At 67.9% G+C, this 11551-nt stretch carries 9 protein-coding genes and 1 riboswitch; of the genes, 3 read left to right on the plus strand and 6 right to left on the minus strand.

Annotation, left to right across the window (positions count from 1 at the left end; all coding sequences use genetic code 11):
• Positions 1-91 precede the first annotated feature (91 nt).
• The 6 genes from ACFWVV_RS33865 to ACFWVV_RS33890 form a co-directional block, all read right to left on the minus strand.
• Positions 92-1108: a ribonucleotide-diphosphate reductase subunit beta gene (locus ACFWVV_RS33865; RefSeq protein WP_384357045.1), complete on the minus strand. Its 1017-nt coding sequence runs from the start codon at positions 1106-1108 to the stop codon at positions 92-94.
• Complete coding sequence (locus tag ACFWVV_RS33870) at positions 1108-3528, minus strand: ribonucleoside-diphosphate reductase subunit alpha (protein ID WP_384357042.1); 2421 nt, start codon at positions 3526-3528, stop codon at positions 1108-1110. The genes ACFWVV_RS33865 and ACFWVV_RS33870 overlap by 1 nt, the downstream gene beginning before the upstream one ends.
• A 140-nt stretch (positions 3529-3668) precedes the next feature.
• A riboswitch (cobalamin riboswitch) is annotated at positions 3669-3810 on the minus strand.
• Between the two features lie 19 nt (positions 3811-3829).
• Positions 3830-4399 carry a GNAT family N-acetyltransferase gene (locus tag ACFWVV_RS33875; RefSeq protein ID WP_384357039.1) on the minus strand — a complete coding sequence of 190 codons (570 nt, stop codon included), beginning with the start codon at positions 4397-4399 and terminating at the stop codon, positions 3830-3832.
• A gap of 87 nt (positions 4400-4486) precedes the next feature.
• A complete protein-coding gene (locus ACFWVV_RS33880) occupies positions 4487-4690 on the minus strand; it encodes a YbdD/YjiX family protein (protein WP_384357036.1) in 204 nt (67 codons plus the stop codon).
• Positions 4687-6846, minus strand: coding sequence for a carbon starvation CstA family protein (locus tag ACFWVV_RS33885; protein ID WP_384357060.1), 2160 nt, complete (start codon positions 6844-6846; stop codon positions 4687-4689). Before ACFWVV_RS33885 ends, ACFWVV_RS33880 begins: the two co-directional genes overlap by 4 nt.
• A gap of 302 nt (positions 6847-7148) precedes the next feature.
• A complete protein-coding gene (locus tag ACFWVV_RS33890; protein ID WP_384357057.1) occupies positions 7149-7943 on the minus strand; it encodes a GntR family transcriptional regulator in 795 nt (264 codons plus the stop codon).
• 370 nt (positions 7944-8313) lie between these two features.
• Between ACFWVV_RS33890 and ACFWVV_RS33895 the strand changes: the two genes are divergently transcribed.
• The 3 genes from ACFWVV_RS33895 (at position 8314) to ACFWVV_RS33905 (ending at position 11546) form a co-directional block, all read left to right on the plus strand.
• Positions 8314-9594: an extracellular solute-binding protein gene (locus tag ACFWVV_RS33895; RefSeq protein WP_384357033.1), complete on the plus strand. Its 1281-nt coding sequence runs from the start codon at positions 8314-8316 to the stop codon at positions 9592-9594.
• A 144-nt stretch (positions 9595-9738) separates the two neighbouring features.
• A complete protein-coding gene (locus ACFWVV_RS33900; protein ID WP_384357030.1) occupies positions 9739-10719 on the plus strand; it encodes a carbohydrate ABC transporter permease in 981 nt (326 codons plus the stop codon).
• Positions 10716-11546 (plus strand): carbohydrate ABC transporter permease, encoded by an 831-nt coding sequence (locus tag ACFWVV_RS33905; protein WP_384357027.1) that lies wholly within the window; start codon positions 10716-10718, stop codon positions 11544-11546. Before ACFWVV_RS33900 ends, ACFWVV_RS33905 begins: the two co-directional genes overlap by 4 nt.
• Positions 11547-11551 lie beyond the last annotated feature (5 nt).

Below are 11551 nucleotides of genomic sequence, written 5' to 3' on the forward strand. Positions count from 1 at the left end.
CTCGTCCGACAGAACTAACTCGGCCTTCGGCCGTCCAGTACGTGCCACAGACCAAGTCTAAACATCTGAACAGAATTCCTGACTCAGAAGACTAGAAGTCGTCGTCGAACCCGACGGTTCCCTCCACCGCCACCTGGTACGCCGACGGGCGGCGCTCGAAGAAGTTCGTCAGTTCCTGGACGCCCTGGAGCTCCATGAAGGAGAACGGGTTGGAGGAGCCGTACACCTTCGGGAAGCCGAGGCGCTCCAGGCGCTGGTCGGCGACGCACTCCAGGTACTGGCGCATGGACTCCGTGTTCATGCCCGGCAGGCCCTCGCCGCACAGGTCACGGCCGAACTGGAGCTCGGCGGTGACCGCCTCCTTCAGCATGTCGGTGACCTGCTGCTGGAGTGCGTCGTCGAAGAGCTCGGGCTCCTCCTTGCGGACGGTGTCCACGACCTCGAACGCGAAGTTCATGTGCATGGTTTCGTCCCGGAAAACCCAGTTCGTCCCCGTTGCCAGGCCGTGCAGCAGACCCCGCGAGCGGAACCAGTACACGTACGCGAAGGCCCCGTAGAAGAACAGGCCCTCGATGCACGCCGCGAAGCAGATCAGGTTCAGCAGGAAGCGGCGGCGGTCAGCCTTCGACTCCAGGCGGTCGATCTTCTCGACCGAATCCATCCACTTGAAGCAGAACTGAGCCTTCTCGCGGATCGAGGGGATCTCCTCGACCGCGTCGAAGGCCGCCGCGCGGTCGTCCGGGTCGGGCAGGTAGGTGTCCAGGAGGGTCAGATAGAACTGGACGTGCACGGCTTCCTCGAAGAGCTGGCGCGAGAGATAGAGCCGCGCTTCGGGGGAGTTGATGTGCTTGTAGAGCGTCAGGACCAGGTTGTTGGAGACGATCGAGTCACCCGTCGCGAAGAAGGCGACCAGGCGGCCGATCATGTGCTGCTCGCCCGGCGTCAGCTTCGCCAGGTCGGCGACGTCCGAGTGGAGGTCGACCTCCTCGACGGTCCAGGTGTTCTTGATCGCGTCCCGGTAGCGCTCGTAGAAGTCCGGGTAGCGCATGGGGCGGAGGGTGAGTTCGAAGCCCGGGTCGAGAAGGTTCTTCTGGGAGTTGTCGGACATTACTGGCAGGCCTCGCAGGACTCGGGGTTCTCAAGGGAGCAGGCGAGCGCGTCGGCGTCCGTCGCCTGCTGGGCGGGGAGAGTGGTGGTGGTGGGGGCCGGGGCCGAGGCGGACGCCTGCGAGCCGGCGGCGCGCGCGATGCGGGTGGCGGGGCGCGAGCGCAGGTAGTACGTCGTCTTCAGGCCCTTCTTCCAGGCGTACGCGTACATCGAGCTGAGCTTGCCGATGGTGGGCGTTTCCAGGAAGAGGTTGAGGGACTGCGACTGGTCCAGGTACGGGGTGCGGGCGGCGGCCATGTCGATCAGGCCGCGCTGCGGGATCTCCCACGCGGTGCGGTACAGGTCGCGGACCTCGGCCGGGATCCAGGTGAAGCCCTGGACCGAGCCCGAGGACTCGCGCAGGGCCTCGCGGGTCTGGGCGTCCCAGACGCCGAGCGCCTTGAGGTCGCGGACCAGGTAGGAGTTGACCTGGAGGAACTCGCCGGAAAGCGTCTCGCGCTTGAAGAGGTTGGAGACCTGCGGCTCGATGCACTCGTACACACCGGCGATGGAGGCGATGGTGGCGGTGGGCGCGATGGCCAGGAGGAGCGAGTTGCGCATTCCCGTCTTGGCGACGCGGGCGCGCAGTGCTTCCCAGCGCTCCGGCCAGGTGAACTCGACGCCGTAGTGGTCGGGGTGCAGGACGCCGCGGGCGGTGCGGGTCTTGTCCCAGGCGGGCAGCGGGCCCGAACGCTCGGCGAGGTCGCAGGACGCCTCGTACGCGGCGAGCATGATCCGCTCGGCGATCTTCGTGGAGAGCGCGGCGGCCTCCGCCGAGTCGAACGGCAGCTTCAGCTTGAAGAAGACGTCCTGGAGGCCCATGGCGCCCAGGCCGACCGGGCGCCAGCGCGAGTTGGAGTTCCCGGCCTGCTCGGTCGGGTAGAAGTTGATGTCCACCACGCGGTCGAGGAAGGTGACGGCGGTGCGGACGGTCTCGTCGAGGCGGTCCCAGTCGATCTCGCCGCTGTCCAGGACGAACGCGCCCATGTTGACCGAGCCGAGGTTGCAGACGGCCGTCTCGCCGTCGTTGGTGACTTCGAGGATCTCGGTGCAGAGGTTGGAGGAGTGGACCGTGTTGCCCGGCTCCGCCGTCTGGTTGGCGGTGCGGTTGGACGCGTCCTTGAAGGTCATCCAGCCGTTGCCGGTCTGCGCGAGGGTGCGCATCATCCGGCCGTACAGCTCACGGGCGGACATGGACTTCTTGGCGAGGCCCGCGGCCTCCGCGCTGCGGTACGCGGCGTCGAACTCCGCACCCCACAGGTCCACCAGCTCGGGGACGTCGGCGGGGGAGAAGAGGGACCACTGGCCGTCCTGGTCGACCCGGCGCATGAACTCGTCCGGGATCCAGTGGGCGAGGTTCAGGTTGTGGGTGCGGCGCGCGTCCTCACCCGTGTTGTCGCGGAGCTCCAGGAACTCCTCGATGTCCGCGTGCCAGGTCTCCAGGTACACGGCGGCGGCACCCTTGCGCCGGCCGCCCTGGTTCACGGCCGCGACCGAGGCGTCCAGGGTCTTCAGGAACGGGACGATGCCGTTCGAGTGCCCGTTGGTGCCGCGGATCAGGGAGCCGCGGGCGCGGATGCGGGAGTACGAGAGGCCGATGCCGCCGGCGTGCTTGGAGAGGCGCGCGACCTGGTGGTAGCGGTCGTAGATCGAGTCCAGCTCGTCCATGGGGGAGTCGAGGAGGTAGCAGGACGACATCTGGGGGTGGCGGGTGCCGGAGTTGAAGAGCGTCGGCGAGGACGGCAGGTAGTCCAGGCGGCTCATCAGGCGGTAGAGGGAGGCGACCTCGGCGAGAGCCCGCTCGTCAGTCGTTTCGATAGGCACAGTGTCATCGGCCAGGCCGCATGCCACGCGCAGCATGAAGTGCTGCGGGGTCTCGATGACCTGGCGGGTGATCGGGTGGCGGAGCAGGTAGCGGCTGTAGACCGTGCGCAGACCGAAGTACTCGAAGCGGTCGTCGCCTTCGAGGTCGATCAGTGCGTCCAGCGCCGCCGCGTGCCGTGCGACGAAGTCGGCCGTACGGTCCGCGATGAGCCCTTCGCGGTGACCGACGGCGACGGACTCGGAGAAGCAGCCCACGCCCTGGGTGGCGGCCTCGTCCCGGATCGTACGGGCGAGCAGGCGGGCGGCCAGGCGGGAGTACGAGGGGTCCTCGGAGATGAGCCCTGCGGCGCCCTCGGTGGCGAGCTCCCGCAGTTCGGCGGCGTCCGAGCGCGCGTTGCGTCCGCGCAGAGCGGCGGCGGCGACCCGGCCGGGGTCGGTGTCGGGCAGGTCGGCGGTCAGGTCGGTCAGGGTGCGCAGCAGCGCGGTCCCGGGGGCGTCCTGAGGTCCTTCGTTGCCCTGTACCGCTTCGGTGGCCGGATCGACTGGCGCGATGGTCACGTGGGGGCTCTCCCTCGCTCGGCGCTGGGCCTGCGGGGGGAAGGGGCGCGCGGGCGCACGTCACCCCGGAAAGGGGCACACGTCGCCTGGCGTCCACCGGCCCAACCGCGAGGCCCGGACGTATCGGTGTCCGGTTCGGTCGAGCCGGACTCGCTGTCGGCAGGTCCTCGGACTTGGCGGTGCGCAAAAGCGCACATGACACACCGTTGCGGGACAGTTCCGGATTCTCACCGGATTCCCCTGCGGCGACAGCGAGCACGAGCATACATGTGGTGGGTCCTCGTTGAAGCACCCCCCACATCTAGTGTCGTGTGTGTCGATCCTTCACAAGTGGAAGGGGGTCAGAAGTGGTCTGGAGCTCCAGTTTGTAGGTCAACAGGGTCAGTCCGGGCACCGGATCCCAGTCCCGCTGCGGGGTCCGTACGAAGCCCAGCCTGCGGTAGATCCGGTGGGCCCCGAGCATCGTCGGCGACGTGGACATCACCACCCGTACGACCCCCTCCTCCGCCTGCGCGCGGGCGATGCAGGCCCGTACGAGACGCATCCCCACCCCGCGGCCCCGGGCCCGTGGCGAGACCGCCAGCATGCGGAATTCGGCCTCGCCCGGCACGCCGATGTCCTGGAGCGGGCTGCCGTGCGGGGCGTACGTCACGGTCCCCAGGAGTGTGCCCGCGGTGTCGGCGGCCACCAGCAGTTCGGCGCCCTCGGCACGGGAGCGGGCGTCGCGCAGCACGGACAGGTAGGGGTCCTCCTCACCGAAGGTCAGATGGCCGTCGGTGAGGTAGGCGAGGGCGGTGAGGTCTCCCACCTCGGAGTGTTCGTGGAGTTGGGCGGGCCGGATCAGGATGTCTTCGTGGGTGGTCGCAGTCATGCGCGCAGTGTGCAACGACGGCGGCCCGGTGTCCCACCCCTTTCCGAGGGGCGGGACACCGGGCCGTACGACCGTCCCCGGCAGGGTTCAGCAGCAGCGGAAGCCCTGCCTCGGATCGCCCTCCCGGGCGTCCGTGCGGCGGCGTTCGAAGTCGCGGCGGGTCAGCACCGGTGCGTGCGGGTCGCGCGTGCGCACGTGGGCGACGTAGTGGTCGTACGCCGCCTCGCCGGTCAGTTCCCTGACGTACCAGCGCAGCCGGGAGAGCCGGTGGCGCAGTGCCGCGCCGTTCACACGTGCTCCCCGGTCCTGCGCGGGCCGCCCTCCGGGCCGACGCCGGCGGCCGCGAGCTCCGCCTTCTCCTCCTTGGTGGCGATGAGGGAGGCGGGGGCGACGAACGTGGACTCCACGTACGGGGTCTCGCTGACCTTGACGTTCTCCGGGTGCCGGACCGCCTTGAGGCAGGCGCGGGCGGACTCGAAGAGGACGACCACGATGAGGACGGCGAACATGATCGAGAGGACGCCGTCCACGGTGGAGTTGGTGACGATGGTCTCCATCTGCTCGGGGTTCTTGGCGAGCTTGAACTTCTGCAGCCCCTTGTCGAGTGCCTCCTGGTACTCGGCGCGCTGGGTGAAGAAGCCCACCCTCGGGTCGGCGGAGAAGATCTTCTGCCAGCTCGCGGTGAGGGTGACGGCGACGTCCCACAGGAGCGGAACGCCGGTCACCCAGGCCCACTTGAGGCGGCCGGACTTGATGAGCAGCGTGGTACAGACGGCGAGGGCGACGGCGGCGAGCAGCTGGTTCGCGATGCCGAAAAGGGGGAAGAGCTGGTTGATGCCGCCGAGCGGGTCGTGCACGCCGACCCACAGGAAGTAGCCCCAGGCGAGGACGACGATGGCGCTGGCGATCCAGACGCCGGGCTTCCAGCTGACGTTCTTGAACGGCTTGTAGACGTTGCCGAGCATGTCCTGGAGCATGAACCGGCCGACGCGGGTGCCTGCGTCGAGCGTCGTCAGGATGAACAGCGCCTCGAACATGATCGCGAAGTGGTACCAGAAGGCCTTCATCGCGGCGCCGCCGAAGGCCGCCGAGAAGATCTCCGCCATGCCGAGCGCGAAGGTCGGCGCGCCACCGGTGCGGTGCAGCAGGCTCTGTTCCTCGACGTCCTTGGCGGCCTGCGCCAACTGCTCGGGGGTGATGGAGAATCCGAGGTTGCCGACGGCAGTGGAGGCCGCCTGGACGGTGTCGCCGACCACGCCGAGCGGCGAGTTCACCGCGAAGTACAGGCCGGGCTCGATGATGCAGGCCGCGATCAGCGCCATGATCGCCACGAACGACTCGACCAGCATGGAGCCGTAGCCGATCGTGCGGATCTGCGTCTCCTTCTGGATCATCTTCGGGGTGGTGCCCGAGGAGATCAGCGCGTGGAAGCCGGAGAGCGCGCCGCACGCGATGGTGATGAAGACGAACGGGAAGAGCGAACCGGCGAAGACCGGGCCCGTGCCGCTGGTGGCGAACTGGGTGATGCCGTCCATCTTGAGGTTCGGCAGCGCGATGAGCACGCCGACCGCGAGGAGGGTGACGGTGCCGATCTTCATGAAGGTCGACAGGTAGTCGCGCGGGGCCAGCAGCAGCCACACGGGCAGTACGGACGCCAGGAATCCGTAGACCACCATCCAGATGACCAGCGTGCCCGGTTCCAGGGTGAAGGTGCTCGCCCACGAGGACTCGGCGACCCAGCCGCCCGCGACGATCGCCAGCAGCAGCAGCGCGACGCCGATGAGGGAGACCTCGCTGACCCGGCCCGGCCGCAGGATGCGCAGGTACAGGCCCATGAACAGGGCGATCGGGATGGTCATGCCGATGGAGAAGACGCCCCAGGGGGATTCGGCGAGCGCGTTCACGATGACCAGGGCCAGCACCGCGAGCAGGATGATCATGATGGCGAAGACGGCGATCAGCGCGGCGGCGCCGCCGACCGGGCCGATCTCGTCGCGGGCGATCTGCCCCAGCGAGCGGCCGTTGCGCCGGGTGGAGAAGAAGAGCACGACCATGTCCTGGACGGCTCCGGCGAAGATCACACCGGCGACGATCCAGATCGTGCCCGGCAGGTAGCCCATCTGGGCCGCGAGGACGGGGCCGACCAGCGGGCCCGCGCCGGCGACGGCCGCGAAGTGGTGGCCGAAGAGGACCCGGCGGTCGGTCGGGTGGAAGTCCACACCGTCGTTGAGCCGCTCGGCGGGGGTGGCGCGGTTCTTGTCGACCTTCAGGACGCGGTGGGCGATGAACTTCGAGTAGAAGCGGTAGGCGATGGCGTACGAGCCGAGGGCTGCCGCCAGCATCCAGACGGCCGACACCTCCTCGCCGCGCGAGAGGGCGAGCACCGCCCAGCCGGCCGCGCCGACGATCGCCACCAGGGACCAGATCACGATCGACTTGGGCGACAGCCTGCGGGAGGTGCCCGGTCCGGGGGAGCCCTCGCTCTGCTCGGTCTCGGCTGTCGGTCTCGGCTCTGCCATGACGGTCCGTCCCCTCGCGCGATCATCCTCGTAACGTGCGCGAAATCTAGGGGCTGGGACCGTGCTGTGTAACCCCCTGTCCGCATATCGGTACGGACACGGGGCGACCACCGCAGGTCAGAGGCGTACCAGAGGCAGCAGACTCCGGGGCGACAGCGGTGTGCACAGGGCAAGCGCGAGGCGGGGGCGTCAGTCCTGCGGGCGCGGGAGCCGCAGCTTCGCGCCGGGCGTCAGTCCTGCGGGCGCTGGAGCCGGGCCACGAACTTGTAGCGGTCGCCCCGGTAGACCGAGCGCACCCATTCCACCGGCTCACCGTCCTTGTCCAGGGAGTGCCGGGAGAGCATCAGCATCGGCAGGCCGACGTCGGTGCCCAGCAGGCCTGCCTCGCGCGGCGTGGCGAGCGAGGTCTCGATGGTCTCCTCCGCCTCCGAGAGGCGTACGTCGTAGACCTCGGCGAGCGCCGTGTAGAGCGAGGTGTACTTCACCAGCGAGCGGCGCAGAGCCGGAAAGCGCTTGGCCGAGAGGTGGGTCGTCTCGATGGCCATCGGCTCGCCGCTGGCCAGGCGAAGCCGCTCGATGCGCAGGACGCGTCCGCCGGTGGTGATGTCGAGGAGGCCGGCCAGGGTGTCGTCGGCGGTGACGTAGCCGATGTCAAGCAGCTGCGAGGTGGGTTCGAGGCCCTGGGCGCGCATGTCCTCGGTGTACGAGGTCAGTTGCAGGGACTGCGAGACCTTCGGCTTGGCGACGAAGGTGCCCTTGCCCTGGATGCGTTCCAGCCGGCCTTCGACGACCAGCTCCTGGAGGGCCTGGCGGACGGTGGTGCGGGAGGTGTCGAACTCGGCGGCCAGGGTGCGCTCCGGCGGCACCGGGGTGCCGGGCGGGAGGGTCTCGGTCATGTCGAGCAAGTGGCGCTTGAGCCGGTAGTACTTGGGCACGCGGGCGGTGCGGGTGGCCGGCGTGCCGGAGCCCGTCACGGAGCCCTGCTCGGTGTCCGTGCCCGCGGTGCTTCCCCCGTCGGTGATCATGGTCCGCCCTTCCGGTTCCTGTGCTGCTGCCGTCACCGGCTCCTCCGTCTGTCGCGGCTCACATGGATGGTGGCACGGTCCGCCGCGCGGGGCTCGGGCTCCGCGCGATTCCTTCTTATACACCGCGTCGCCTGTGAACGCGGTGGCCGCAGGGGCCTGTGGGTGCTCCTGTGCGCACCGAGGTGTCGGTCCGATAACGGACGCATCGCGGCGTCTTACTCACCCTTGACACCCCAAAAGGTCTAGGCCAAGCTCCAGCTACTGGTCTAAACCATTAAAGACCAGGTCCCAGTCCCACAGGCCGTACTTCGTGCGTTGACCTCGCGGTGGGCAGGGGGTTGCAGGCATCCCTGAGCAGGAGAGTGGCGTAATGAAGCGCAAGCTCATCGCGGCGATTGGCGTCGCCGGCATGTTGGTCAGCGTCGCGGCGTGTGGCGGCACGGACAGCAAGGACGACGGCAAGAAGGCCGGGGCCGACGGCTTCAAGGGCCAGACCCTCACCGTCTGGGCAATGGACGGCTCGACCCCGCCCGTCTGGACCAAGGACCTCACGGCCGCGTTCGAGAAGCAGACCGGCGCGAAGCTGAAGTTCGAGGTCCAGAAGTGGGAGGGCATCCAGCAGAAGCTGACGACCGCCCTCTCCGAGGAGAACCCTCCCGACGTCTTCGAGATCGGCAACACCCAGACCGCGGCGTACGCCAAGACCGGCGGCCTCGCGGACCTGAGCGACCTCAAGAAGGAGATCGGCTCCGGCTGGGCCGAGAACCTCAACGAGGCCGCGGTCGTCGACGGCAAGCAGTACGCCGCCCCGTGGTGGTTCGCCAACCGCGTGGTCGTCTACAACAAGACGGTCTTCAAGGATGCCGGTGTCACCGAGGTCCCCAAGACCCGTGCCGACTTCTTCAAGGCGCTCGACAAGATCAAGGCCAAGGGCAAGGCCGAGCCCATCTACCTGCCCGGCCAGAACTGGTACTTCTTCGACGGCCTCACCATCGGCAAGGGTGCTGACCTGGTCAAGAAGGAAGGCGACAAGTGGGTGTCCAACCTGGACGACCCGAAGATCGCCGAGGCCGCCGAGCTGTACAAGAAGTACCAGTCCTACTCCAAGGCCCCCAAGGACAAGGACGAGGCCACCCCGCAGCAGGCCGACGTCTTCGCCAAGGGCAAGACCGGCGCGTTCATCGGCATGGGCTGGGAGGCCGGCACGGCCGTCAAGGCCAACCCGGCCCTGGAGAAGGACATCGGCTACTTCACCATCCCGGGTGAGACCGCCGACAAGCCCGAGGGCGTCTTCCTCGGTGGCTCGAACTTCGCCGTCGCCGAAGGCAGCAAGAAGCAGGCGCTCGCCAAGGAGTTCCTGAAGCTGGCCCTCTCCGACAAGTTCGAGGGCGCGCTCGCCAAGGAGTCCGGCGTCATCCCCAACAAGGAGTCGCTCAACTCCCACCTGGTCGGCAACCCGGTCGCCGAGGCCGCCGCGCCGTCCGCCAAGTTCGGTGGCACCACCCCGCTGATCGCCGAGTGGGCCGCGGTGGAGAACAACCCGAACCCGATCAAGACCTTCCTGACGGCGGTCCTGAACGGCAAGACCCCGGCGGAAGCCGCCAAGCAGGTCGAGCCCGAGCTCAACAAGCGCCTCGCGCAGAAGCAGTAACCCGTCCTGCCGGGCCCCGTCCCCCGCCGCGAACAGCCGCGAGAAGGGGGCCGGGGCCCGGCAGTCGGCTGTGACCCGCAGCCGGCCGTGCCCCGCAGTGTCACAGCTGCGCCCCTGTAGTGCGCCTAGGAAGAGATGGCGAGCATGACCGTGCAGACCGAACGGCCGCCCTCCGGTCCGACGGAGACCCTCAAGGGGGCCGGCACAGCACCGGCCGAGCCGGGGAAACAGCGCAGAGCCGGTTCCCTGACTCCCTACCTGCTGCTGTTGCCCCCCGTGGCCGCCGTGCTGGTCTTCCTGGGCTGGCCGCTGGCCAAGAACCTGCTGATCTCGTTCCAGAACCTCAACATGAGGCAGCTGATCCAGCACCTCACCGAGTGGAACGGCCTCGACAACTACGGCGAGGTCCTCAGCAGCGAGGACTTCTGGAACGTCACCGGGCGCTCGCTCGTCTTCACGGCCGCCAACGTCGTACTGATCATGGTGCTCGGCACCCTGATCGGCCTGCTGCTGGTGCGCCTCGGCAAACGCATGCGGATCGTCCTGATGGTCGGCCTGGTGCTCGCCTGGGCGATGCCCGTCATCGCGGCGACCACCGTCTACCAGTGGCTCTTCGCCCAGCGTTTTGGTGTCGTCAACTGGGTGCTGGACAAAATCGGCTTCCACTCGATGGCCGAGTACAACTGGACCGGCAGCCAGCTCTCCACCTTCTTCGTGATCATGGTCCTGATCGTCTGGCAGTCGATCCCCTTCGTGGCGCTCAACCTGTACGCGGCGAGCACGACCATTCCCAAGGAGCTGTACGAGGCTGCCTCGCTGGACGGCGCGGGAGCCTGGAAGAGCTTCACGCAGGTCACGGCGCCCTTCCTGAAGCCGTTCCTGTACGCGACGACGTTCCTCGAAGTCATCTGGGTCTTCAAGGCGTTCGTCCAGGTCTACGCGATCAACGCGGGCGGTCCCGACCGGCTCACCGAGATCCTGCCCGTGTACGCGTACATCGAGGGCATGGGCAACCAGCACTTCGGCATGGGCTCGGCGATCTCCGTCCTGACCATCGTCATCCTGCTGCTGCTCACGGCGTACTACCTGCGGATCGTTCTGAAGCAAGAGGAGGACGAGCGATGAAGCGCTCCCTGGCCGGCCGCATCTGGCCCAACGCGACGGCAGTACTGCTCGTCATCGGTTTCGTCTTCCCCGTCTACTGGATGTTCGCCACGGCGTTCAAGAAGACACCGGACATCGTCGCCGACGACCCGGTGTGGTTCCCCACCGACATCACCTTCGAACACTTCAAGACCGCGATCGACGCCGAGAACTTCGGCACGATGGTGCGCAACTCGCTCACCGTCACGATCCTCGCAGTGGTCCTCTCGCTGATCCTCGCCCTGGCCGGCTCCTTCGCGCTCGCCCGGATGCGGTTCAAGGGGCGGCGCGGCTTCATCATCGGCTTCATGGTGGCGCAGATGGCTCCCTGGGAAGTCATGGTCATCGCGATCTACTTCATCGTGCGTGACGCCGACATGCTCAACAGCCTGATCCCGCTGACACTCTTCTACATGGTCATGGTGCTGCCCTTCACCCTCCTGACACTGCGCGGCTTCGTCGCCGCCGTGCCCAAGGAGCTGGAGGAGTCGGCCATGGTCGACGGCTGCACCCGCCGGCAGGCCTTCGTCAAGGTGATCCTGCCGCTGCTGGCCCCCGGCCTGATGTCGACCTCACTCTTCGGGTTCATCACCGCGTGGAACGAGGTCCCCATGGTCCTCGTCCTGAACAAGCAGGCCGAGTCCCAGACCCTGCCGCTGTGGCTGTCCCAGTTCCAGACCCAGTTCGGTGACGACTGGGGCGCCACGATGGCGGCGTCCTCACTCTTCGCGATCCCGATCCTGATCCTCTTCGTCTTCCTCCAGCGCAAGGCGGTCAGTGGTCTGACCGACGGCGCAGTGAAGGGATAACGCCG

It is taken from the genome of Streptomyces sp. NPDC058663 (assembly GCF_042716745.1).
Lineage (GTDB): Bacteria > Actinomycetota > Actinomycetes > Streptomycetales > Streptomycetaceae > Streptomyces.